The following is a 24,740-nucleotide window of genomic DNA, read 5'->3' on the forward strand; positions in this document are numbered from 1 at the left end:
GATAACTGTTCAGGAAATAGGTACAACCAGTTTTTTGTCCACAGTTGGCATTTTCTGTGCTTTAATCCACACGCGTTAATGTCGAATAAAAATCTGTCGCAATACGGCGGCAGATGAGAGAGTAAAAGGTCTTGCATGAGCTGGCTTGAGAAGATTTTAGAGAAAAGCAACATCGGTAGTTCACGTAAAGCGTCTATCCCTGAAGGGGTATGGACCAAATGTACATCTTGTGAACAGGTGCTTTATTACGCTGAATTAGAGCGCAATCTTGAAGTTTGTCCAAAATGTAACCATCACATGCGCATGAAAGCGCGTCGTCGTCTTGAGTCATTTTTGGATGAAGCAAACCGCTACGAAATTGCGGAAGAACTAGAGCCGCAAGATAAGCTGAAGTTTAAAGACTCGAAGCGTTATAAAGAGCGTATTGCAGCTGCTCAGAAGAGCAGTGGCGAAAAAGATGCCCTGATTGTTATGAAAGGCGAGCTGATGACCATTCCTGTGGTTGCCTGTGCGTTTGAATTCTCTTTCATGGGTGGCTCAATGGGTTCAGTGGTTGGTGCGCGTTTTGTACGTGCTGTTGACGCTGCAATCGAAGCTAACTGTGGTCTGGTTTGTTTCTCTGCCAGTGGTGGTGCCCGTATGCAGGAAGCGCTGATGTCGCTGATGCAGATGGCAAAAACCAGTGCGGCACTGGAGCGTCTGACTGCAAAAGGTCTGCCGTTTATCTCTGTGCTGACTGATCCGACCATGGGCGGTGTGTCTGCGAGTCTGGCAATGCTGGGTGACATCAACATTGGTGAACCGAAAGCACTGATCGGTTTTGCTGGTCGTCGTGTTATCGAGCAGACTGTACGTGAAGACCTTCCACAAGGCTTCCAGCGCAGTGAGTTCCTGCTGGACCACGGTGCGATTGACATGATTGTTGACCGTCGTGAAATGCGTCAGCGCGTTGCTGGTCTGTTGGCAAAAATGACTCGTCAGGAATCACCGCTGGTTGTTTCTGTGAACGATGCGCCAAATGAAGAACCATATTCTGTACCAGAAGCGGACAAAAAAGGGTAAAGTAGTCGCTAACTAAACCAAGCAAAACAATGGTTATACGTTAGATGAAGCAAAACCCAATTCCACAAGCCACATCGCCATTATCGGTGTGGCTTGATTATTTAACCCATATTCATTCCTCCGCTATTGACCTGGGTCTGGACCGTGTTCAGGCTGTCGCTCAAAAAGCCAATCTCACCAAACCTGCTCCGACAGTGATTACTGTTGCCGGCACCAACGGCAAAGGTTCAACCTGTGCGTTGATGGAAGCGATTCTGCTTGATGCCGGATACTCAGTCGGTGTTTACAGTTCTCCCCACTTAATTCGTTACAACGAACGTGTCCGAATCAATGGTCAGGATCTGCCTGATGAAAAGCACACTGAAGCCTTTGCGTTTATTGAACAGCAGCGCGGTGACATTACGCTTAGCTTGTTTGAGTTCGGTACGCTGGCTGCACTGCGTCTGTTCCAGACGGAACAAGTCGAAGTGGTGCTGTTAGAAGTCGGTCTGGGCGGGCGTCTTGATGCGACCAACGTGGTCGATCATGATGTGTCGGTGATCACCAGTCTGGCCGTTGACCATGTTGACTGGCTGGGCAGCGATATTAACGTGATTGGCTTCGAGAAGGCTGGTATTTACCGTTCAGGCAAACCGGCCATCTGCGGTCAGCCGACACCACCTCCTACTGTAGCTGCACATGCTGATGACATCGGCGCCGAGTTTTATCAGGTCGGAATCCAGTTCAATTACCACAAGACCAGTGACACGACGTGGAACTGGAACAGTGGCTCGTTTGATCTGAGCGATCTGCCGCTACCGACCTTGCCGCTGCCAAACGCAGCAACAGCGCTGATGGCGCTGGGCAGTGCTGCGCTGGAGATCAGTGACGTGAATATCGTCAATGGCCTGCGCAATGCGACTCTGGCGGGGCGTATGCAGCAAATCAGCCACTCACCAACCATCTTACTTGATGTCGCGCATAACCCGCATTCGGCGGAATATCTGGTGTCGCAGTTACAGCAACGATTCCAGGATCAGACCGTGCATATGGTGGTCGGTATGCTGCACGACAAAGATGTGAAGTCGACGCTGGCGATTCTGAAACCGATCGTGAAGCAGTGGTATCCGGCCTCATTAAGCGGCCCTCGCGCGGCGACAGCGGATGAATTGTGCCTGACGCTGGATGTTGATCAGGTGCGCTATGCTAACCCGGTAGAGGCTTTTGAAGCGGCGTTGACACAAGCGCAGGCTGACGATGTCATAGTCGTCGCCGGCTCCTTCCATACCGTCGGTGAAGTGCTGGAGCATTGGCAACAATCCAACCCGTCGTAATTCCAAGGGAGTAGAGATGGCAAGTAAATTCCAAAGCCGTTTGGTCGGTACCATTATTCTTGTAGCGGTCGGGGTCATCGTATTACCTGATGTGCTCGATGGCAAAAAGCTGCATTACAAGGAAGAGATGACCGCCATCCCCATTAAGCCAGAAACTGGACAGTGAAGTGGAAAAGTTCGAGGTGGTGGAACCGGTAGAAGAAGATGCGGTCTTGCCTGAAACGCCGGTGGTCGCGATTGCGACCGCTCCGGAGAGCAAAACAGACTCAGCCCCGGAGGCTGAGTCCTCGCAATCTTTGGTCACCGCAACCCGCAGTGTGGCGGAAAAAAATGAGTATCAGGACAGTGCCTGGTTGATTCAGTTGATGGCGCTCAAGAATGCAGATAACGCGAAAAACATGGTCGCGGATCTGCAAAAGCGAGGCTATCAGGCTCATACCAAACAAGAAAATGGTTTTACCCGCGTGATCATTGGCCCGGATGTTTCGAAAAGTAAGCTGGAAAAACAGCTACTGGAATTAGAAGAAATTACCGGCGCAAAAGGTCAGTTGCTTAAATTTAAACCACTAAACCCATAAGAAAACGTTTGCGTCGCGTTTTTTTCTGTTAAAATGCGCGCCAACTTAGAATGTAAGAACTCATGAACTGGTTAGATATTGTCATTTTAAGTGTGATTGGCCTGTCTGCGCTGATCAGTCTGGTACGTGGCTTTGCCAAAGAAGCATTGTCGTTAGTAATCTGGTTCGGAGCTTTTTACATTGCTTCCGAGTACTACGCCAAATTGGCGGTATACTTTACTAACATTAAAGATGAAATGTTTCGCAATGGTACAGCAATCGCAGCGTTGTTTGTCGCGACGCTGATTGTCGGAGCTATTGTCAACTACGTGATTTCGCAGTTGGTACAGAAGACCGGGCTTTCAGGAACAGACAGAATTCTCGGCGTCGTATTTGGCGCTTTGCGTGGAGTTCTGATTGTTGCAGCAGCCTTATTTTTTATGGATGCGTTCACCGCATTCCCAAGCTCTGAGTGGTGGAAGGGCTCGCAGCTGGTGCCGGAATTTAGCCGCATTATTGCTCCGTTCTTTGAACACTTACAAGCAACATCAAGTTTTCTGTCCGGCGCGCGTTAAGCGCCGGCTATTGTCGCAAATCGAGGATTAGGACATGTGTGGTATTGTTGGAATCGTGGGTACAACGCCTGTAAACCAGTCAATTTATGACGCGTTAACGGTATTGCAGCATCGTGGCCAAGATGCCGCTGGTATTTGTACCATCGAAAGCAATCGTTTTCGTCTGCGTAAAGCGAACGGTTTAGTCAAGGATGTGTTTGAAGCTAAGCACATGCAGCGTCTTCAGGGTTCTGTGGGTATCGGCCACGTTCGTTACCCGACTGCTGGCAGCTCCAGCGCATCAGAAGCTCAGCCTTTCTACGTAAACTCACCATTTGGTATCACCCTCGCACACAACGGCAACCTGACTAACGCTACGGCAGTTCGTCAGAAACTGTTCGAGAAAGACCGTCGTCATGTCAACACAACTTCTGATTCAGAAGTACTGCTGAACGTGCTGGCGCACGAAATCGACACCGTAAAAGGTAACGTGACTGCGGACGATGTATTCCGTGCCATTGCTAACGTGCACCGTACTATTCGCGGCGCATACGCGGTGACTGCAATGATCATCGGCCACGGTATGATTGCATTCCGTGACCCGAACGGTATCCGTCCTCTGTGTCTGGGTAAACGTGAAGTGAACGGCCGTACTGAATACATGGTTGCGTCTGAGTCTGTGGCTCTGGATGCGGTTGGTTTCGACTTTATGCGCGATGTGGCGCCGGGCGAAGCGATTTACGCGACGTTTGAAGGTGAACTGTTCACTAAGCAGTGTGCGGATAACCCGGTTTCTGAACCCATGTATTTTCGAATTCGTTTACTTCGCCCGTCCTGATTCATTCATCGACAAAATTTCGGTGTACAGCGCACGCGTTGAAATGGGCAAAAAACTGGGTGAGCGTATCAAGGCTGACTTCAGCGACCTGGATATCGACGTCGTGATCCCAATCCCTGAAACTTCATGCGACATCGCACTGGAGATTGCTCAGGCACTGGATAAGCCATACCGTCAGGGTTTCGTGAAGAACCGTTACGTAGGCCGTACCTTCATCATGCCAGGCCAGCAACAGCGTAAGAAATCGGTACGTCGTAAGCTGAACACCATCCGTTCTGAATTTAAAGATAAGAACGTACTGCTGGTGGATGACTCGATTGTTCGTGGTACGACTTCAGAGCAGATCATTGAAATGGCACGTGATTCAGGTGCGAAGAAAGTGTACATGGTGTCTGCGGCGCCGGAAATTCGTTTCCCGAACGTTTACGGTATCGATATGCCAAGTGCCAACGAACTGATTGCACACGGCCGTGATAACGATGCGATCTGTAAGCAAATTGGTGCTGACGCGCTTATCTTCCAGACACTGGATGATTTGGTTGATGCGGTACGTGTGGGTAACCAGGACATCGCGAAGTTTGAAACTTCAGTGTTTAACGGCGAATACGTGACCGGCGATATTGATCAGCAATACCTGGACTTCCTTGAGTCGATGCGCAGCGACGATGCCAAGACCGAGCGTGAGATTCAGCAAGAGCTGGCTAACCTTGAGTTGTACAACGAAGGCGCTTAAGTCTCTGTACAATCAGCGTTAACTGCGCTTTATCGCGAAAGGCTTCCTGCGGGAAGCCTTTTTCATGCCTGCTGTTTGGTAAGTCTGGCCTCACGGTTTTACTGGCTTATGGGTTTACAGGTTGATACTTACAGGTGTATGAGCTCACAGGTGTTTGAGCTTACTGGCGTATGAGCTTACAGGCTGATGAACTTACGGGCTAATCAGCTCACGGGTAATGCGCGCTGAAATCTTACCCGAGGTGCCATGTTATGCAGCACTCAGTTGAGGGGAAGGAGAGGGAGCAGAGAGATAAAAAAGGCTTCCCGCAGGAAGCCTTTGTGTGATGCAAGCACTAAACTACAGCACCATCGCAGCCAGCCAGCCGAAAGCAATCAGTGGCAGGTTGTAGTGAATAAAGGTCGGAACCACGGTTTCCCAGATGTGTTCGTGCTGACCATCCGCATTCAGGCCTGATGTCGGGCCTAACGTGGAGTCTGATGCCGGAGAAACCTGCATCACCCAGTGCGGCTGCGGTACCCACCAGGGCAATAGTTGCCATAGGCGAGAAGCCGAATGCGATACACAGCGGAACGTAGATAGTGGCAATAATCGGAATGGTTGAGAACGACGAGCCGATACCCATGGTCACCAGCAGACCGACAACCAGCATCAGCAGTGCCGCCAGTGGTTTGTTGTCACCGATACTGGTCGACAGAGCTTGAACCAAATCTTCCACGCCGCCAGTTGCTTTCATTACGGCGGCAAAACCTGCCGCTGCAATCATGATAAAACCAATCATCGCCATCATGTGTACGCCTTGAGTGAAGACGTCGTGAGTCTCTTTCCAGGCAATCACGCCACCAAAGGTGAACACCATAAAGCCAGCCAGAGCACCGATGATCATTGAACCGGTGGCCAGTTGCACGGCAAGAGCAACTATAATACCAACCCCTGCGACAGCAATGTGCATTTTATTGATTGCGGTGCTTTCCTGGCTGATGGTGGTCAGTTCGGTTTCCTGGTACACACGAGGCTTACGGTAAGAGAAAAATACCGCAACCAGCAGGCCGAATACCATGCCAAGGCCTGGCAACAGCATAGCCATAGGGACCTGGCTTGCCGTGACATGCTCAAGGCCGTTGTCACGCAGGTTTTTCAGCAGGATGTTATTGAGGAAAATGCCACCAAAACCAACCGGCAGTACCATGTAAGGTGTGATCAGACCAAAGGTCAGCACACAGGCAATCAGGCGACGGTCGATACCCAGTTTGGCAAATACGCTCAGCAGAGGCGGAATAAGAATTGGAATGAAAGCGATATGCACCGGGATCAGGTTTTGCGATGACATTGCCATCAGCAGCAGCGCGAACACGATCGCGTACTTCATACCGGTCGACGCGGCCATGCTATGACGACCATGGATACGTTTAATGACGCTTTGTGCGAGTAAATCGGTGATGCCCGATTTAGAAATAGCCACGGCAAAAGTGCCCAGCATTGCGTAGCTGAGTGCGATGGTCGCACCGCCACCTAGGCCGCTTTCAAACGCTGCCACCGTACTATTGAGATCCATGCCGGAAACCAGGCCACCAACGATGGCACTAAACGTCAGGGCAACCACGACGTTTACGCGCATCAGTGCCAGGATCAGCATGACACAGACAGAAATAACTACAGGATTCATATACTTCTCGGTCAATAATGCAAAAATTAATTATTATTCAAGTTCATTGTCATCGTTGCTCAACGGCCAGCCACCAAGAGCTTTCCATTTGTTGACGATGCCGCAGAATAGCTCCGCGGTTTGTTGTGTGTCGTAAAGCGCTGAATGGGCTTCACGGTTGTCAAATTCCATCCCTGCAACTTTGCAGGCTTTAGCCAGTACTGTCTGACCGTAAGCCAATCCGCTTAATGCCGCGGTATCAAAGGTAGCAAAGGGGTGGAACGGAACTCGTTTGAGCTTGCAGCGTTCGCTGGCTGCCATCACAAAGCCGTGGTCAAAAGCGGCGTTGTGCGCGACGATAATCGCGCGGCTGCAATCGGACGCTTTTTGCTCTTTGCGCACTTGTTTGTAGATCTCTTTAAGGGCGTGCTCTTCGCTCACCGCACCGCGCAGCGGACTGAAAGGATCACGAATACCATTAAATTCCAGCGCGGCTTTTTCCAGGTTGGCACCTTCAAAAGGCTCGATATGAAAATGGATGGTAGAAGCCGGGTGAAGGTCACCGTTTTCATCCATACTTAACGTCACCGCACAGATCTCCAGCAGTGCATCGGTGTGTGGGTTAAATCCTGCGGTCTCGACATCGATAACCACCGGGAAATAGCCACGAAAACGTTTTTTCAAGGTCAGAGCTTCATTTGTATCCGTCATGTGATCCCTAGCTTATGTGATAGGGGCAGCATTATTGCAGATTCTCCCAGTAAGAAAAACCAACTCAGCGGATTAAAACGCAATTAATTGATGCCCGATGCGAGCCTGATAGCACAACAGGATCGAATCCGTTTCCTGTGCGAGAAAAACAGCAGTTAGAGCCTAAGCGCTATGGCTGAGGCGGCTATTTCGAACATTGAGAATTAAGGGTTGGCGAGATTTTTGCATCCTAGTGATAAGAAACAGTGCAGTGGCAAAATACCGTCATTGCCATGCAGCAGGAAAAGAGAAGTAAGTCCTTATGAATAAATGGGTTGTATCAAGTCTGGTGACGGTCAGTGTCTGTAGCGCGATGTCTGCAGCGGCAATGGAAAAACGCTATGTGGCAAAGCCGGAACAGTCAAGCTGGCAAATGCTGACCAACACTCCGCTCGAGTGTCAGATGGTGCACCCGATTCCAAATTACGGCGATGCGGTGTTTACGGCTCACGCCAGTAAAAAGATGAACCTCGACTTTGAACTGAAAATGCGTCGTCCGATGGGGGAAACGCGCGATGTCAGCCTGATCTCGATGCCGCCGGCCTGGCGGCCGGGTGAAAGTGCAGATCGCATTACCAACATTCAGTTTTTCAAGCAGTTTGATGGCTATATTGGTGGTCAGACGGCCTGGACTCTGCTCAGTGAACTGGAGCAGGGGCGTTATCCGACTTTCAGCTATCAGGATTGGCAAAGTCGCAATCAGCGCATTGAAGTAGCTTTGTCTTCAGTGTTGTTCCAGCCGCAGTACAACGTGTTTAGTGACTGTATCGCCAACCTGCTGCCATACAGTTTTGAAGATATCTCGTTCACCATTTTGCATTATGACCGGGGTGACAGCATTGAGCTGAATAAAGCCTCGCAGAAACGTCTGGCGCAGATTGCCGAGTACATTCGTTACAATCAGGACATCGATCTGGTTCTGGTGTCGACTTATACCGATTCGGAACTGGGTAAAGGGGAAAGCCAGAGTTTGTCTGAGAAGCGCGCTGAATCACTGCAGAATTACTTCCAGTCTCTGGGGCTGTCTGCGGACCGGATTCAGGTTCAGGGCTACGGCAAACGTCGTCCTGTTGCCGACAATGCTTCGCCAATCGGTAAAGACAAAAACCGTCGGGTTGTCATTTCTCTAGGCCGTACTCAGGTCTGAGCGCGCAGCCCGGAAAATGGTCATGACTCAGGGGCTGATTGGTCAGCCCTGTTTATGCCGGCTTATTTGTGTTACCAAATGAGTTTAGGCGCAATGAGCTAAGACAGAATCAGTTCAGACGGAACTTGGCAATCAGGTTGCAACTGGATGCGCTGTCGATGTCTTTCACTAACTTCGCTAACTCTGGATTTGGATGGCGCTTCATAAACTCAATCAGGGCTTTTTTACAGCAGCCCAGTGAATCTACAAACGCTTCGCAGCTTGGATTCTGACACTGAGGTATCAGCGTCAGGACCCGCTCTGATGCCAGCTCCAGATATTTGAGCTCATACTGGTCATCTCCGACCGTGCGCCAGAAACTGGCCATGTTGTGACAGGAGATGACGGAGATCAGCAAGCGATCTTCCATTTCAACGTCATAGCGGGTACCGATACGATCGCTTAAGGTCAGGGCCTGCTGGTAGTGCAGGATACCGCGCAGATGATCGGCCTGCTGCATGGCGATATCGGCCAGTAATGTGTGTTGCTCCCACTCTTTGATTGTCATGAATGATTCTCCTCATCAACCAACATAACACGGATTAATACAATCTAAATGATAATTATTATCATGTAAACCATGTATATTGCAGGGAGATAAAACAAAACCGCCACACGGGCGGCTTTGTTGACAGGCAAATCAGCGGCGGATGGCCGCAGAATCAGCCTTCCAGGCCAGCGTTGGCTTGCTTGTTCTGGATCAGCTCAATCATGTAACCGTCCGGATCTTTAACGAACGCAATGTGCGTGCTGCCGCCTTTTACCGGACCTGGTTCACGCGTAACGTTACCACCGGCTGCTTTGATCGCGTCACAAGTCGCGTAGATATCATCTGCGCCGATCGCGATATGGCCGAATGCGTTACCCAGGTCGTACTCTTCCACACCCCAGTTGTAAGTCAGCTCGATAACCGCTGCTTCAGACTCATCGCCGTAACCTACGAACGCCAGAGTGTATTTGTATTCGGTATTCTCGTTTTTACGCAGCAGTTTCATACCCATAACCTGAGTGTAAAACTCAATTGAACGATCAAGATCGCCAACGCGCAGCATGGTATGAAGAATACGGTTGTTTGACATAATGGACTCCTAGCTTTCCGGGTAAACTTTCTCTTTGAATTCGCACAGGTCTTCAATAATGCAACTGCCACAACGTGGTTTACGCGCCACGCAAGTGTAGCGACCGTGCAATATCAGCCAGTGGTGTACATCGAGTTTGAACTCTTTAGGAACAACTTTCAGCAGCTTCTGCTCAACGTCATCCACCGTTTTGCCCATGGCAAACTTGGTACGGTTCGAAACTCGAAAAATGTGGGTGTCGACGGCAATGGTCGGCCAGCCAAACGCGGTATTGAGCACCACGTTGGCGGTTTTGCGTCCGACACCCGGCAGGGCTTCCAGTGCTTCGCGGTTTTCCGGCACTTCACCCTGATGTTGATCGAGCAGAATACGACAGGTTTTAATCACGTTTTCTGCTTTAGAGTTGAACAGGCCAATGGTCTTGATGTGTTCTTTGACGCCATCCACGCCGAGATCCCACATCGCCTGAGGCGTGTTGGCCACCGCATACAGTTTATCGGTGGCTTTGTTGACACTCACGTCGGTCGCCTGAGCGGACAGCAACACCGCGATCAGCAGCTCAAACGGTGAGTTCCAGTTGAGTTCGGTCTGCGGATTGGGGTTGTTTTCTCTCAGTCGCTGCAGAATTTCGACCCGTTTACTGTTATTCATTGTGGTAATGGTTTCCTTGAACTGGTGCGGGCACCTGTCGGGTTTTACACATTGGTCACACGGACACGTTCGATGGTTGGTTTTTCCTGTTTCGGCTGACGCTCAGCAATTTTTTTATCGATGATGTTTTTCGCCGCAATCAGCAGGCCAACACCGATAAATGCACCAGGTGGTAACAAGGCCAGCAAGAAGCTGTTATCGAAATGGAAAATTTCAATACGCAGAACTTTTGCCCAGTCGCCTAACAGCAGGTCAGCACCGTCAAACAGGGTGCCCTGACCAATCACTTCACGCAGCGTACCCAGTACCACCAGTACCGAGGTCATGCCCAGTCCCATCCAGAACCCGTCCTGCGCTGAAGGCAGCACATCATTTTTTGATGCAAAGGCTTCGGCACGGCCGATAATGATACAGTTGGTCACGATGAGCGGGATAAAGATACCCAGCGACAGGTACAGACCATGCGCATAGGCGTTCATCAATAGCTGTACACAGGTTACCAGGGACGCAATGATCATCACGAAGACCGGAATGCGCACTTCTTTCGGCACATAATCACGTACCAGCGAGACCGTCACGTTTGAACCGACCAGTACCAGCAGGGTCGCAATACCCAGCCCCAGCGCATTGGTTACGGTTGAAGAAACCGCCAGCAGCGGACACAAGCCAAGCAGCTGTACCAGCGCCGGGTTGTTATTCCACATGCCATTTTTTATCAGAGTCTTATGATCACTCATCGTCTTACTCTCCGCAGTTTAAAGGTTGCGACTGAATCTGGTTACGATTCTGATTGACGAACTGCACGGTCTGTTTCACCGCTTTGACGACCGCACGTGGGGTAATGGTCGCGCCGGTGAACTGGTCAAACTGGCCGCCATCTTTACGCACATGCCAGTCAGCTTCATTATCGGGCGTGACGCTTTTACCGCTGAAGTTGAGAATCCAGTCGGTGATGCGCAGATCAATTTTGTCACCCAGCCCAGGCGTTTCCTGATGCGCCAGCACGCGGGTACCGGTAATGGTGCCGTCGTTTCTGGATGCCGACGATAATTTTAATCGCACCGTTGTAGCCGTCCGGTGCGATGGACTCAATTGCCATGGCGGTTGGCTGACCGTTAAGGCTGGCCAGGTACACCGGCATCGCCTGATCGGTACCGAGCAGAGGATCGCTGACCAGAGTACAGGCCTGAGACAGTTCATTGTCATGCAGGCGTTTTGGCACCACCTGATTAAGTACCGACAGCAGCTGCGCATTTTCCTGCGCTTTAATCTGATCCTGGGTCAGATAGCTGGTTAATGCCACCACGCCGGTCGAGGCACAGGCAAAGGCTGCCAGAATCAGGCCATTTTTACGAATAGCAGATAACATAGTGCGCTTCCTTAATGTCCGTAGGTACGTGGTTTGCTGTAGTAGTCGATCAGCGGCACGCACATGTTGGCCAGTAATACTGCGAATGCGACACCGTCAGGGAAACCGCCCCAACTGCGGATAATAAATACCATCACGCCGATAAAGGCACCGTAAATCAGGCGTCCCTTGGTGGTGGTTGACGCCGTCACCGGGTCGGTGGCGATGAAAAACGCACCGAGCATGGTAGCACCGGATAACATATGCATCATAGGTGATGCCGTTGTGCCGGGTGCCAGCAACATCATCAATACGCTGGCAACCAGCAGGCCACCAAGGTAAGAAAAAGGAATATGCCAGTTGATGACTCTGAGCTTAAGCAGAACCAGGCCGCCGGCCAGATAAGCCAGGTTAACCCATTCCCAGCCGATCCCGGCCAGGCCGCTGAACTGAGGTTTTCCCATGGCTTCTGCCATTGTGTGGCCTGCACGCAGTGAGGTTTTCAACGAGTCAAGCGGCGTTGCCATAGTGATTCCGTCAATGCCGGTACGGATTTGTTGCAGTGACAGGCCGTCTATATTGAAGCCGGTGAAGATCAGAGAGACCGAGTTAACCAATGATACTGGTTCTGCCGTCAGCTCTCCCGGAGCCAGCCAGCTGGTCATCTGAACCGGAAACGAAATCAGCAGTACGACGTAAGCGACCATCGCCGGGTTAAACGGGTTCTGCCCCAGACCACCATACAGGTGTTTGCCGATCAGAATCGCGAAGATCAGGCCAATAACCACAATCCACCAGGGTGACAATGGCGGAATGGCAACGGCCAAAAGCCAGGCCGTCACAACCGCGCTGTAGTCACGCAGTGCAAAAGAGACCGGACGCTTGCGCAGCAGCATCACACCGGCTTCAAGCAGCAGGGCAACAGCGATGGCAAAAATCAGCTGAATCACGGTGCCGAAACCAAAGAAATAACTTTGCGCCAACAGTCCAGGCAGAGCGCACAAGGCGACCCATTTCATCATATCGGCGGTGCTGCGTTTCACCCGCGCATGTGGGGAGCTGGCAATAAAAAAGCCCACTAGTCATTCTCCTCAGAATTCTGTTCAGTATTTTGTGCCTGTTGCGCCGCTTTACGCGCTTTGGCGCGGGCAATGGCCGCAGCGACGGCGGCTTTTTTCGGATCCTGCTCTGCGTTGTCCGCTTCAGGCTCGGCGTCAGTGCTCACCGCTTCCAAGGCTTCGTCGGCTTGCTGAGCGGCTTTACGCGCTTTGGCACGAGCAATGGCTGCAGCGACGGCGGCTTTCTTTGGATCCTGCTCGGCGCTGTCCGCTTCAGGTTGCGCTTCGGTTACTTCGTCCGCCTGCTGAGCGGCTTTACGCGCTTTGGCACGGGCAATGGCTGCAGCAACCGCGGCTTTCTTCGGATCCTGCTCGGCGCTGTCCGCTTCAGGTTGCGCTTCGGTTACTTTGTCCGCCTGCTGAGCGGCTTTACGTGCTTTGGCGCAGGCGATGGCTGCAGCGACGGCGGCTTTCTTCGGATCCTGCTCAGCGCTGTCTGCTTCAGGTTGCGCTTCGCTGACTTCGTCCGCCTGCTGAGCGGCTTTACGCGCTTTGGCGCGGGCAATGGCTGCAGCAACCGCGGCTTTCTTCGGATCCTGCTCGGCGCTGTCTGCTTCAGGCTGCGCTTCGTTGATTTCGTCGGCAGCTTGCGCTTTACGCGCTTTAGCGCGCGCAATGGCTGCGGCGACGGCGGCTTTTTTCGGATCCTGCTCGGCGCTGTCTGCTTCAGGCTGCGCTTCGGTTACTTCGTCGGCAGCTTGCGCTTTACGCGCTTTGGCTCGAGCAATCGCCGCGGCAACGGCGGCTTTCTTCGGATCCTGTTCTGCGCTGTCTGCTTCAGGCTGCGCTTGGCTGACTTCGTCGGCTGGCTGTGCTTTACGCGCTTTGGCGCGGGCAATGGCTGCAGCGACGGCGGCTTTTTTCGGATCCTGCTCGGCGCTGTCTGCTTCAGGTTGCGCTTCGCTGACTTCGTCGGCAGGCTGCGTTTTACGCGCTTTAGCGCGGGCAATCGCCGCGGCAACAGCGGCTTTTTTCTCATCTGCAGCGGATGGTGCGTCATCTGTGACCGGTTCGGCAGTGGTTTGCTGCCCGGCCTTACGCGCTTTGGCACGGGCGATCGCGGCAGCAACTGCATCTTGCTTATCGCTGCGCTCAGCACTGCTGTCTGTATCGGAAGCTTTTTCAGCTTTACGCTCTCTGGCCTGGCGTTTGCGCTCTTCACGCAGTTTTGCCATTTCAGAGTTGTCTGGTTCCGCAGCGCCTGCTTTGGCAGCTTCAGCCTGTTTGGCTTTCGCTTTGGCAATCGCAGCGGCGACCGCAGGTTTGACCGGCGCATCTTCACTGCTGCTTGCCTGGGCTTTCTGTGCCTGAACCCGGGCGATAGCAGCGGCGATAGCGTCGTCGCCGCCACTGGTTTTCATCTCTTTACGGCGGTCATCTGCTGCTTTCTTGAAGCGGTTTTCCCGTTCAGCTTTTTCGCGTTCCATACGCGCGTTTTTCTCTTCAAAACGCTGTTTGGCGCGCTCTGCTGCTTCGGCTTCGCGCTGACGAGTTTTGATTTCCGCTTTCGACTGACGATAGTACTGCACCAGCGGAATTTCGCTCGGGCAGACGTAAGCACAGGCGCCACACTCAATACAGTCCTTAATGTTGAGCTCTTCGCACTTTTCGTACTCTTCCGCTTTTGAATGCCAGTACAGCTGCTGCGGCAACAGGGACGCCGGACAAGCATCAGCACACTGACCACAACGGATACAGGCCATTTCATAGGACTGCTCGGGGATTTCTCTCCGGGTCGGTGCCAGAATACAGTTGGCGATCTTGACGATCGGCACATCGGCATGCGGCAGGGTGAAGCCCATCATCGAGCCACCCAGGATCAGGCGCGGCAGCTTTTTATCCGGCTGATAACCAAACTCGTCCAATAGCGCACGAATCGGCGTACCAAGACGTACCCACACATTACGTGGTTGCTTAAATGAATTACCGGTTAAGGTGACGACCCGGCTTATCAGCGGCTCGCCGTCAATCACCGCGCGTTTAATGGCATGAATAGAACCGACGTTCTGCACGATAACGCCGATATCAGCGGAGTGCTTTCCGGCCGGGACTTCCAGGTTGGTCAGCAGCTTAATCAGCTGTTTGGCGCCACCGGAAGGGTATTTGGTCGGGATGGCGCGAATCACAATATCTTTGCCTTGTGCCGCTTGCTCCAGAGCACGAATCGCTTCCGGCTTATTGTCTTCTACGCCGATAATGGTCAGCTTAGGTTGCAGAATGTGTTCGACCACACCAATACCGGCAATGATTTCCTCGGCATGTTCACGCATCAGGGCATCATCGGCGGTAATGTAAGGTTCACATTCGGCGGCGTTGACTACCAGCATCTCGACCCGTGACAGGCCGGAGTGGATTTTTTTCGCGGTCGGGAAACCCGCACCGCCGAGACCGGCAATACCAGAGTTACGGATGATTTCGATCAGCGCTTCCGGGCTGGACTGAGTGTAGTCAGCCACAGGGTGGCGTTCACACCAGGTGTCTTCACCATCCGGCTCAATCACCACGCATAACTCGCTCAGACCGGACGGATGGGCAACGGTGCGTGGTTCAATGGCACTGACCACGCCGGATGTCGGTGCATGGACCGGCAACATAAAGGTGGTAGAAAATGTGGTGAGCGGCTGGCCTTTAAGCACTTTATCGCCGACTTTGACCTGCAGATCACCCGGTTTACCGATGTGCTGTTTGACCGGCAACACCAGTTCCTTGCTCAGGCTGGCTTCAACCAGCGGCGTTTTGGTTGATTGGTGTTTGTTTTCCGGCGGATGAATGCCACCAGGAAAATCCCACAGGTAACCGCTGCGAATTTGTTCGATTAATGACAACATACCCGTCCTTAACTCACCTTATTGTGCGAATTGCCTGACACATTGTTTTCATCCGGAGCAGAGTCAGTCACATTAACAACAGGAATGGCGTTCATTTGCCACTTCCAGGTTTCCGTAGTGGTGGCTACGGGAATCATTTCAATACAATCGGTCGGGCAGGGCGCGACACACAGATCGCAGCCGGTACATTCACTTTCGATCACGGTATGCAATGCTTTGTTGCCGCCAACGATCGCATCGACCGGACAGGCCTGAATGCATTTGGTACAGCCGATGCACATGTCTTCATGAATAAAGGCAACGGTTTTGACGTTTTCGCTCAGATCGTGTGCCGACTCAGGGACATCGACCCCCATCAAATCAGCCAGTTTTTCTATCGTGGCCTGGCCGCCGGGAGGGCATTTATTGACAGCGTCGCCATTGGCGATCGCTTCGGCATACGGACGGCAACCCGGGTAGCCACACTGGCCACACTGAGTTTGCGGCAGAATGGAGTCTATCTGATCGACAATCGGATCCGCCTCGACCTTAAAGCGGATTGAGGCAAAACCGAGAATAGCTCCGAACAGCGCAGCCAGAGCAGCAAGCGCTAATACAGCGATTAAAATGGTCGTCATTACAATTTCACCAGACCGGTAAAGCCCATAAAGGCCAGTGACATTAGTCCGGCCGTGATCATGGCAATTGAAGCGCCTTTAAATGGCGCAGGGACATCGGCGACATGGATGCGTTCACGCATCGAGGCAAACAGGATCAGAACCAGTGAGAAGCCAACCGCGGCACCAAAGCCGTAAATGATCGACTGGATGAAATTATGGTTTTCATTGATGTTGAGCAGCGCTACGCCAAGCACGGCACAGTTGGTGGTAATCAGCGGCAGGAAGATACCCAGTAAGCGATACAGGGTCGGGCTGGTTTTGTGCACCACCATTTCAGTGAACTGCACCACTACCGCGATCACCAGAATAAAACTCATGGTGCGCAGGTACTCAATGCCGAGCGGACGCAGGATATAGCTTTCCACCAGGTATGAGCACACTGAGGCCAGAGTCAGGACGAACGTGGTCGCCAACCCCATGCCAATTGCGGTTTCCAGTTTCTTCGACACGCCCATGAAAGGACACAAGCCCAGAAATTTTACCAGTACAAAGTTGTTTACCAGCACAGTGCCGACTAACAACAAAAGATATTCGGTCATAATATTATAAGTTTGCAACTCCGATCCCGATATTATCCAGCTTTGTTTCGCTAATAACAACCAAGGAAAGTTAAGGTTTTAGATTGCTGAACAAAAATTATACGCAATCAGGCAGGGTTGGCTCAACCCAGATGCATAGCTAAGGGCGGGGAGTTGGCAAGGCCTGATAAGTTAAGGTGATGGTGTGGGTGAGATAAGATGTCAACCGAGGAGCGCGACGTCTTTGTGTCAACATTCGCTAACAAAATCGCGGCCTGGCAAGCTGGTTTGTGCCGCCATCCGGGATGTAAGTTCGGGCTGGTTTTTGTTACATTACGCGCTCCTTTACGCTCAGAGTCTGCATTTTGTGAGAAATACTCGCCGGCAACCCGGGTGGACAGTGAAGCTGTTTGTTTTTTCTGCCCTGTTGTCAGTCGCCCTGCTTTATACCGCACCTATTGTATCGCAATGGGTGATGACGCATGACGCCGGTTTGCACAGTCAGACCCCGGCGCAGCACAGTCATATGCACGCATCGGCTGAGCAGAGCGGAATGCAGTCCGTCCGCGATGATAACTCGTTGCTGCATCATTGGTGTGGTTACTGTAAGTTATTGTCCCATCTGAGCTGGTATGGGCTGAGCGCTGCTTCTCTGAGTGTGGTAAATGCAGTCAATACTATTCATATCGTCTTCCCCTATGCAGTTAATGTTAACCGCTGGGTTTCTGGAGCATCTCCAACCGCGCGCACCGCCTTTTTTCTCTGCCTGAAGCATAACTATCATTAAATCAGAAAGAGAAAGTCACTATGAAAGGTAATCAATCGCAAGATTCTCGCCTGGGAATCATCGCGCTCATTAAAAGGCTCCATTTTTACATCGGGTTGTTCGTTGGCCCGTTTATTTTCGTCGCGGCACTGACCGGAACACTGTACGTGGTGTCGCCGCAGATTGAACAGCAGCTCTATCAGCATGCTCTGACTACCACATCGCACGGTGAGGCACATTCGTTACAGCAACAAATCGAGGTTGCGCGCCAGTCACTGCAGCGTCCGCTCAAACTGACCGCTGTGCGGCCGGCGACCGGTGAAGGGTTTACTACCCGGGTGATGTTTGCCGACCCGGATTACAGCCTGCAGCGCCTGACTGTATTTGTCGATCCGGTCACGCTCGCAGTGCAGGATACGTTGCCGACCTACGGCACCAGCGGCATCCTGCCGTTTATGACCACACTTGATTTTCTTCATCGCGGTTTGCTGCTCGGCGAAACTGGCCGGATTTACAGTGAGCTGGCGGCATCCTGGATGTGGTTAGCGGCATTGGGGGGCTTACTGCTGTGGTATCGTTCAAAACGCCCGGCTAAGAGCAACAGCAGAAACGCGTACCTGAAAGCCAAGCAGCGCCATCAAAAAGCCGGTTTGATCATTCTGGTCGGATTGGTGTTTTTCTCTGCGACCGGTTTAACCTGGTCAAAATGGGCCGGTGGTAATATTGCCGAATGGCGAAAGAGCATTGGCTGGGTAACGCCGTCTGTGAACCGTGCGCTGCCTGTACTGGCCGGTTCAGTTCAGAACGCAGAGCCGCAGCAGGTCGATCAACTGTTTGATCCTGTACTTGCGCTGGCAAGAAGTGCGGGCATCGAAGCGAAAAAAATCGAGCTGACGCCTTCCTATGACGCTTCTCGCGCCTGGGTGGTGAGTGAAATTGACCGTTCGTGGCCGACCCAGGTCGACAGCGTTTCGATTGATCCTCAGTCGATGACGGTCACCAGCCGCGCTAATTTTAGTGATTATCCTTTGATTGCGAAATTGATTCGCTGGGGCGTAGATGCGCACATGGGCGTGCTGTTTGGTGTACCGAACCAAATCGTGCTGGCCGCTTTCGGTCTGACCCTGTGCTTTATGATTGTGATGGGGTACATCATGTGGTGGAAGCGCCGCCCGGCAGCAAGCTCAGAGAAAGAAACCATCAGTTATATCTGGTCTCATCTGGCTCCGATCAGCAAGTTGCTGACCGTGCTGGTGGCGATTGGCTTAGGTCTGGCGCTGCCGGTGCTTGGCTGCAGTCTGCTGCTGTTTATGCTCGTCGATGTATTGCGCTGGAAAATGATGGCGCAACGCAGTTTGGTGACCGAATAGCCCGGCAAAGCATAGCGAGTGATGCCAGCGCATGGCTTGCTCCCAGGCTGACAGTAAAGAGGAAGGCATAAGCCTTCCTCTTTTTTTATTGTCATCCCTAAACCACCGCCTTGGGCGGTGGTGATTGTACCTTGGGGCTATTGCCCGAATAAGTGCCCATGTTAGAAGTAAATCTCTTATTCACCACAAGTAAGAGGAAACAAAAAACATGGGCGATTACAGAAGTTCATCACATGTCCATTGGCGTTGTAAATATCACATAGTTTGGACGCCAAAATATAGATTCAAGATCCTGAAAGGTAATGTAGGTAAGGAGCTTTATCGCTCAATCTACATTTTGTGCAATATGAAAGATTGTGAGGTCTTGGAGTTAAATGTTCAGCCAGATCATGTTCATCTAGTTGTGATAGTTCCACCCAAAGTGTCTATCTCCACATTGATGGGTGTGTTGAAGGGACGCTCGGCAATCCGGTTGTTTTACAAATTTCCGCATATAAGAAAGAAACTTTGGGGAAATCATTTTTGGGCACGAGGGTACTTTGTCGATACGGTTGGTGTAAATGAAGAAATCATTAGACGTTACGTCAGGCACCAAGACAAGCAAGATCAAGAACATGAGGCGCAGTTAGAGTTGAAGATGAACTAACAGCGCGGAAATGCCCCCTTTCAGGGGGCTGTAAACCAAAGCCGCCTTCTAAGAAGGCTGATTTTTACTTGTTGCGTTGGCATCAGCATCAGCCTTGATTGACTTTGTACTTATCGAGCTTGTTGTACAGCGTTTTGAGACTGATGCCCAACTCTTGCGCAGTCTCGGTTTTGTTACCGCCGTTTTCTTCCAGCGTGTTAATAATCGCAGCTTTCTCTATCTCTTCCAGCGAGACGCCGGAAGGCACCATCTCTTCCACCGTGGTTCCGCTTTCCAGCGGCGGGGTATCAAAGATCAGGTGTTCATCTTTGATGACGTCATCGGCGAGAATAAAGGCCCGCTCGATGGTATGTTTGAGCTCACGTACGTTGCCCGGCCAGTTGTGTTGGGCAATCTTATCCAGTGCGGAATCAAGGATGCTTTTGGTGACGGTTTCACTGGCATTGCGATGGGCGATAAAATGTTTGCCCAGCCCGACAACATCGTGACCGCGCTCGCGCAGCGGCGGTATATGAATCGGGAAGTGCGCCAGGCGGAAATAGAGATCCTCGCGCAGATACTGCTGTTCAATCGCCACTTGCGGATCGCGGTTGGTGGCGGCAATCACCCGCACATTGGCAATCTTAACCTGCTGGCTTCCCACCGGGCGGTACTCACCGGTTTCTAACACCCGCAGTAATTTTACCTGGTGACTGAGCGGCATCTCTGTGATTTCATCCAGAAAGAGTGTACCGCCCTGTGCCTGTTCAAATACCCCTTGGTGAGATTTATTCGCCCCAGTGAATGCGCCTTTCTCATGACCGAATAATTCGCTGTCGACCAGTTCAGTCGCGATTGCGCCGCAGTTAATCGCGATAAAAGGCTGTTGATTACGTTCGCTGGCCAGATGAATGGTCTGCGCCACTAACTCTTTACCTGAACCACTTTCGCCGACAATCAGCACGTTGGCATCAGTTTTTGCTACCCGTCTCAGTGTTCGATACAGCTTATGCATTGGTGCTGAAGAGCCAACCAACATACCAAACTGGTCGAGACTACTGGCGGAAATTGTGCTGCCTTTGGCCAGTTTCTGCTGATAGTCCTGGCTGAAATCGAGCAGAGTATCGGCTACGACGTTAATGTCGACCGGCAGGCGGTAGTGAGAAATCGCGCCCAGCTTCATCAGGTTGTCTATGCTCGGGTTAGGGATCCCGGAACTAATGATTACGAGCTCGGTGGTTTGAATAACCTGCGATTCGGATAAACGCTGTAAATCATCCTGGTCAAAGTGAGTCATTTCGACCAGCGCCACATCCGGGCGGATCTGCTGTAATTGCTCGATCCAGTCCTGCCCGGCTGGCTTGGATTGCAGCGAAAAGCTGTCCAATACTGCCAAACCAGAAATATTTTCTTTTAATCTTTTGTCTTCAATATGAACAAATAGCTTAGGTAATGGCATGTGTCCGCCTCTGCAATTCACAGCAACAGTTTTCAGCATAACACGAACGACGGAGAGTTATTGGCTTATATTTCAGCACAAGTTAAAAATAAAGTCAGAGTTAGGTGAAGTTATTATTAATATTTAACCTGCGCTTATTTAGCTTTGGCTTAATTACATGATTTAAGAGTTTAAGTGGCAGATAATTTTTTCAAATCTTGCGTGTAAATAATTCAGGTTTTAACCGTTAAAGCTCGTGGTGGTTTTAATGGTTTTTATAAATAATCAATTAAATTAGTAACTTGCATTTTTGGCATGCCAGTTGCCTTAGTGGAAGTGAAGTTAATAAATTTCACTGACCAGAGGAAACGAATAATGAAAAACATCGCACCTAAATTGATATTAGCATCAGTACTCGTGTCTTCTTCTTCGGCTGTTATGGCAGCAGACAATCAATGGAAAGATAAGTCTTATGATGCTTGGCTTGATGGCAAAGCTGAAACGGCATTACTGCTAAATACTAATCTGAATTCGTTTGATATTAATACCGATGTCGACAACAAAGTCGTGACCTTAACCGGTCAGGTCAGTAACAGCACCGAGAAAGATCTGGCCGGTGAGTTGGTCGCCGGCCTGGAAGGGGTCGAATCGGTTAATAACGAGCTGACAGTACAAGGCGGTGAACAGAGTGGTGAGAACCAGGCGCTGGGGGCACTGCAGGACACGAAAATCACCACACTGGTGAAAACCAAGTTACTGATGAACCGTGATGTCAGCGGCACCGACATTGAAGTGGAAACCAATGACGGTACTGTGGTTCTCAACGGTAGTGTCGATTCAGACGCTGAACATGATTTGGCCATCAATATCGCCCGCAATACCGACCAGGTCAACGATGTGGTCGATAACCTGGAAGTGACTCAATAACCGCTGACGTTACCCGATACGGGTAGCGTTACCTCAACGAATAACGTTACTTAATAAACCTTACAACTCAGTACTAGGAGTTATCATGATTACACGTTTCTGTTATGTATAAAGGATTCGCAACCTTTGGTCTGGTATGTCTGCTGGCAGCCTGTGGTGATGAAGGTCCGATGGAACAAGCGGGCGAACAGCTTGATGAAGCGGCAACCGATACCCAAAACGCGATAGAAGATAAATGTGAAGCAATTAAGGGTGAGCTGAAAGCTGAAGATACTGATTGCTAACCTGTCAGCAGCGACAGGGCGGGCAGTGCCCGTCCTGTTCTGTGCTTTACCGCAATATAAGTTGTTAACCTTAAAGTATTCATTGGTGGCCTTACGTTTTCATTGCTGACCTGAAGCATTAAACGTTAACCTGAACTATTAAATATTGACCTGAATTGTGAAATGCCGACCTGAAGTCTGTAATGAATCCGCTGTGTTGATATTGGGCCTCTGACTCGTTCCCGAGAAGAGGTCGTGACCGGTTTATCCGGTCTGCTTGCGATAATGCGCAGCCCGCAGCAGGCTTCTGACCCCTTAAGTTAATCAGAGGCTTACAATGTTCGTCGTTAAATACTATTTCCTGATTGTGCTGGCCTGCTTCTCCGCTGCATTCCTGATCCCTAACCTTGTCGTTAGTCTTGTTATGGGCTGGACGGGCCTTTCCGTTTTTCTGGTCGTTCTGGCTTATCTTTTTGACTTACCCTCGATTTTTATGAAATCCGGTGACGGGAAAATTGCCTGGTGGATCCGTTGGGCGTTTATTCCGTTTCTGGCGGCAGTCAGGCTGTATAATTACTGGTCGCGCCGCAATGACAAGGTCGCTGCAATCCATCAGATTGCCCCCCACCTGTATGTGTCACGCCGCCTGCTGCGTTCTGATCTCGACGTTCTGCATGCCAATGGGATCAACTGTATTGTCGATGTCACGGCAGAATTTGCCGGTCTGGAAAGCGCGATGACAGATAAGCAGTTTGAATATCTCAGTATTCCGGTGCTTGATCACAAGGTGCCAAAGTATCGCAAGCTACGCCACGCGCTTAACTGGATCGATACGCAAATCAGCCAGTCGCGTTCTGTGGTGGTTCATTGTGCCCTAGGGCGCGGGCGATCTGTCTTTGTGGTGGCAGCTTATCTGCTCAGTCAGAATCCCGATATGAGTGTCGAGCAGGTTTTGCAACAGATCAACTCGGTGCGTAGTAGCGCATGCCTTAACCGGCGTCAGGTCAGAGCGCTGCAATCTATGCATCGCAAAGGGCTGTTGCAGCTTGATGAACCTGCATGGCTGATCGCCAATCCGGTTTCCGGCGGCGGAAAATGGCAGACATTCGGCCAGCGTTTGATCCGCGAATTAACCCGCAGTTATCGTTTACAGCTTCTGTTTACCGAGCCGGATGTCAGTGCGACTGCGCTGGCCCGGCAGGCTTTGCAGCATAATCCCGATCTTATCATCGCCGCTGGTGGGGATGGCACAGTCGGTGAGGTCGCCGGTGAGGTTGATCATTCTGATACCCGCTTGGGGATAGTGCCGTTCGGAACCGCCAACGCTTTGTGTCATGTGCTGTATGGTATCGGCAGTAAAACCGCGCCCATCGACAAAACCTGTGAGGCGATTTTGTCCGGCAATACCCGTCAGATAGACACCGCTTACTGTAATCAGCAACTGATGCTGTTGGTGATGGGAATCGGCTTTGAGCAGCAGATGATCGAATACGCTCAGCGTGAGGAGAAAAACCAGCTGGGCCAACTGGCGTATCTGACCGGTTTCTTTAATGCTGTGATGGCGGATAACCCGATTCAGCTGACTTGCCGCCTCGATGATGAAGAGCCTCAGTCATTGCTGGTGCGCAGCTTTGTGGTCGCCAATACCGCACCGTTTACCACTTTGCTGGCGCAAGGGCACGGAGAAACCTGAACCGGGGGATGGTCTGTTGCATATTACTTATCTTGATCAGGCTGATTCGGTGGCGGAGCGTTTGCTGGCACTATCGGATATCACTCTCGCTTCGGTCGGTATTCAGGATAAAAGCGAACTGTTCAGTTACGCCAGTGCGCAGCGGGTAGAAATCAGCGCCGATAAAACGATAGATTATGTCGTGGATGGTGAGCTGTATAGTGCAGATAAATTGACGATCGAGATCAAGCACCAGTCGTTACAGGTATGTGTGCCATAACAGCTGTTGATATCGATATTGCTGTTGCTATTGATGGAGCGGAAACGTGAAAAATCTCGTCAGGGTAGAGGGCTACGCTGGCGAGATTTTTTGTCAGTATTTGGCTGGTTGTTACCGCGACTTGTGGTCAGAGTGACGAGACCGGTAAGTATTTGGCCATTTCGTCATTCTCCATCTGTAACGCAGCGACCCAATAAGAAAGAAAACTCCGAATATCATCGTTTTCGATCGCGGCCAGTTTGTGTTTGAGAAAGGTGACCAGGCTGAGATTAGCCTGGTACATCACCTCGTGACTGGCGAATGGCGTCACTCTGTTGCCGGACTGTCCGGCATCTGTTTCCCGCCGGTATGAATCAAATGGTGCCAGTTTATCCAGCATCGATTTTTCGACCTGACGGAAGCGGTTCACGCTGCGGTCCAGGCTGGAGTGCAAGTTATTATTGGCGAGATTAATACTCGCCAAGTAATGGTGGTTTAATTTTTCAATGATATCGGTTATCTCTTGATGATTGTTCATTAAAATAATCATAACTAGTCACTATTAACGATTGTTTATTACC

Annotated in this window: 20 protein-coding genes and 5 pseudogenes; 12 read left to right on the forward strand and 13 right to left on the reverse strand. The window is 51.2% G+C overall.

All coding sequences use genetic code 11. From position 1 onward, the window contains the following. Positions 1-135: 135 nt before the first annotated feature. The 5 genes and pseudogenes from accD to purF all read left to right on the forward strand — a co-directional run bounded on the left by accD (position 136) and on the right by purF (position 5,057). On the forward strand, positions 136-1,062 hold the full coding sequence (gene accD, locus ABDK09_11815; protein XAW90157.1) for an acetyl-CoA carboxylase, carboxyltransferase subunit beta: 927 nt from the start codon (positions 136-138) through the stop codon (positions 1,060-1,062). 44 nt (positions 1,063-1,106) lie between these two features. Then, complete coding sequence (gene folC / locus ABDK09_11820; GenBank protein ID XAW90158.1) at positions 1,107-2,375, forward strand: bifunctional tetrahydrofolate synthase/dihydrofolate synthase; 1,269 nt, start codon at positions 1,107-1,109, stop codon at positions 2,373-2,375. Positions 2,376-2,391: 16 nt separating this feature from the next. Continuing rightward, positions 2,392-2,953: pseudogene (locus ABDK09_11825) on the forward strand (SPOR domain-containing protein). Positions 2,954-3,015: 62 nt separating this feature from the next. Next, on the forward strand, positions 3,016-3,507 hold the full coding sequence (locus ABDK09_11830; protein XAW90159.1) for a CvpA family protein: 492 nt from the start codon (positions 3,016-3,018) through the stop codon (positions 3,505-3,507). A 34-nt stretch (positions 3,508-3,541) separates the two neighbouring features. Beyond that, positions 3,542-5,057 (forward strand): annotated as a pseudogene (purF, locus tag ABDK09_11835) (amidophosphoribosyltransferase). Positions 5,058-5,396: 339 nt separating this feature from the next. Here the strand turns inward: purF and ABDK09_11840 are convergent. Beyond that, positions 5,397-6,723 (reverse strand): annotated as a pseudogene (locus ABDK09_11840) (Na+/H+ antiporter family protein). Between the two features lie 33 nt (positions 6,724-6,756). Further along, positions 6,757-7,413, reverse strand: a complete 657-nt coding sequence (rnt, locus tag ABDK09_11845) for a ribonuclease T (GenBank protein ID XAW90160.1) — start codon at positions 7,411-7,413, stop codon at positions 6,757-6,759. A gap of 301 nt (positions 7,414-7,714) precedes the next feature. Between rnt and ABDK09_11850 the strand changes: the two genes are divergently transcribed. Further along, positions 7,715-8,599: an OmpA family protein gene (locus ABDK09_11850; protein XAW90161.1), complete on the forward strand. Its 885-nt coding sequence runs from the start codon at positions 7,715-7,717 to the stop codon at positions 8,597-8,599. Positions 8,600-8,708: 109 nt separating this feature from the next. On the opposite strand, the gene ABDK09_11855 is transcribed toward ABDK09_11850, so the two are convergent. The 9 genes and pseudogenes from ABDK09_11855 to rsxA all read right to left on the reverse strand — a co-directional run bounded on the left by ABDK09_11855 (position 8,709) and on the right by rsxA (position 16,860). Further along, positions 8,709-9,146 (reverse strand): DUF2753 family protein, encoded by a 438-nt coding sequence (locus tag ABDK09_11855; GenBank protein ID XAW90162.1) that lies wholly within the window; start codon positions 9,144-9,146, stop codon positions 8,709-8,711. A gap of 154 nt (positions 9,147-9,300) precedes the next feature. Further along, positions 9,301-9,717, reverse strand: coding sequence for a lactoylglutathione lyase (gene gloA, locus ABDK09_11860; protein XAW90163.1), 417 nt, complete (start codon positions 9,715-9,717; stop codon positions 9,301-9,303). A gap of 9 nt (positions 9,718-9,726) precedes the next feature. After that, positions 9,727-10,368, reverse strand: a complete 642-nt coding sequence (gene nth, locus ABDK09_11865; protein XAW90164.1) for an endonuclease III — start codon at positions 10,366-10,368, stop codon at positions 9,727-9,729. 44 nt (positions 10,369-10,412) lie between these two features. Next, positions 10,413-11,105, reverse strand: a complete 693-nt coding sequence (locus ABDK09_11870; protein XAW90165.1) for an electron transport complex subunit E — start codon at positions 11,103-11,105, stop codon at positions 10,413-10,415. Between the two features lie 4 nt (positions 11,106-11,109). Beyond that, a pseudogene (rsxG, locus tag ABDK09_11875) lies at positions 11,110-11,737 on the reverse strand (electron transport complex subunit RsxG). Positions 11,738-11,748: 11 nt separating this feature from the next. Beyond that, positions 11,749-12,795, reverse strand: a complete 1,047-nt coding sequence (gene rsxD / locus ABDK09_11880; protein ID XAW90166.1) for an electron transport complex subunit RsxD — start codon at positions 12,793-12,795, stop codon at positions 11,749-11,751. Then, complete coding sequence (gene rsxC / locus ABDK09_11885) at positions 12,795-15,662, reverse strand: electron transport complex subunit RsxC (GenBank protein XAW90167.1); 2,868 nt, start codon at positions 15,660-15,662, stop codon at positions 12,795-12,797. The genes rsxD and rsxC overlap by 1 nt, the downstream gene beginning before the upstream one ends. A gap of 8 nt (positions 15,663-15,670) precedes the next feature. Continuing rightward, a complete protein-coding gene (gene rsxB / locus ABDK09_11890; GenBank protein ID XAW90168.1) occupies positions 15,671-16,279 on the reverse strand; it encodes an electron transport complex subunit RsxB in 609 nt (202 codons plus the stop codon). Then, positions 16,279-16,860, reverse strand: coding sequence for an electron transport complex subunit RsxA (gene rsxA, locus ABDK09_11895; protein ID XAW90730.1), 582 nt, complete (start codon positions 16,858-16,860; stop codon positions 16,279-16,281). The genes rsxB and rsxA overlap by 1 nt, the downstream gene beginning before the upstream one ends. Positions 16,861-17,239: 379 nt before the next feature. Between rsxA and ABDK09_11900 the strand changes: the two genes are divergently transcribed. The 3 genes from ABDK09_11900 (at position 17,240) to tnpA (ending at position 19,621) form a co-directional block, all read left to right on the forward strand. Next, a complete protein-coding gene (locus ABDK09_11900) occupies positions 17,240-17,626 on the forward strand; it encodes a DUF2946 domain-containing protein (protein XAW90169.1) in 387 nt (128 codons plus the stop codon). A 20-nt stretch (positions 17,627-17,646) separates the two neighbouring features. Further along, on the forward strand, positions 17,647-18,975 hold the full coding sequence (locus ABDK09_11905; protein XAW90170.1) for a PepSY-associated TM helix domain-containing protein: 1,329 nt from the start codon (positions 17,647-17,649) through the stop codon (positions 18,973-18,975). Positions 18,976-19,183: 208 nt separating this feature from the next. After that, positions 19,184-19,621 carry an IS200/IS605 family transposase gene (gene tnpA, locus ABDK09_11910; GenBank protein ID XAW90171.1) on the forward strand — a complete coding sequence of 146 codons (438 nt, stop codon included), beginning with the start codon at positions 19,184-19,186 and terminating at the stop codon, positions 19,619-19,621. Between the two features lie 88 nt (positions 19,622-19,709). On the opposite strand, the gene ABDK09_11915 is transcribed toward tnpA, so the two are convergent. Then, positions 19,710-21,059 carry a sigma-54 dependent transcriptional regulator gene (locus ABDK09_11915; protein ID XAW90172.1) on the reverse strand — a complete coding sequence of 450 codons (1,350 nt, stop codon included), beginning with the start codon at positions 21,057-21,059 and terminating at the stop codon, positions 19,710-19,712. 354 nt (positions 21,060-21,413) lie between these two features. Between ABDK09_11915 and ABDK09_11920 the strand changes: the two genes are divergently transcribed. From ABDK09_11920 to ABDK09_11930, 3 genes and pseudogenes are all read left to right on the forward strand, one after another. Beyond that, the gene (locus ABDK09_11920) at positions 21,414-21,965 is read left to right on the forward strand and encodes a BON domain-containing protein (GenBank protein ID XAW90173.1); all 552 of its coding nucleotides are present in this window, start codon (positions 21,414-21,416) and stop codon (positions 21,963-21,965) included. Positions 21,966-22,069: 104 nt separating this feature from the next. Then, positions 22,070-22,249 carry a hypothetical protein gene (locus ABDK09_11925; protein XAW90174.1) on the forward strand — a complete coding sequence of 60 codons (180 nt, stop codon included), beginning with the start codon at positions 22,070-22,072 and terminating at the stop codon, positions 22,247-22,249. Positions 22,250-22,565: 316 nt separating this feature from the next. Beyond that, positions 22,566-24,180 (forward strand): annotated as a pseudogene (locus ABDK09_11930) (diacylglycerol kinase family protein). 127 nt (positions 24,181-24,307) lie between these two features. On the opposite strand, the gene ABDK09_11935 reads toward ABDK09_11930, so the two are convergent. Further along, positions 24,308-24,697 (reverse strand): hypothetical protein, encoded by a 390-nt coding sequence (locus ABDK09_11935; GenBank protein XAW90175.1) that lies wholly within the window; start codon positions 24,695-24,697, stop codon positions 24,308-24,310. Positions 24,698-24,740: the final 43 nt, after the last annotated feature.

The sequence above is a fragment of the Vibrio sp. CDRSL-10 TSBA genome, assembly GCA_039696685.1.
GTDB lineage: Bacteria > Pseudomonadota > Gammaproteobacteria > Enterobacterales > Vibrionaceae > Vibrio.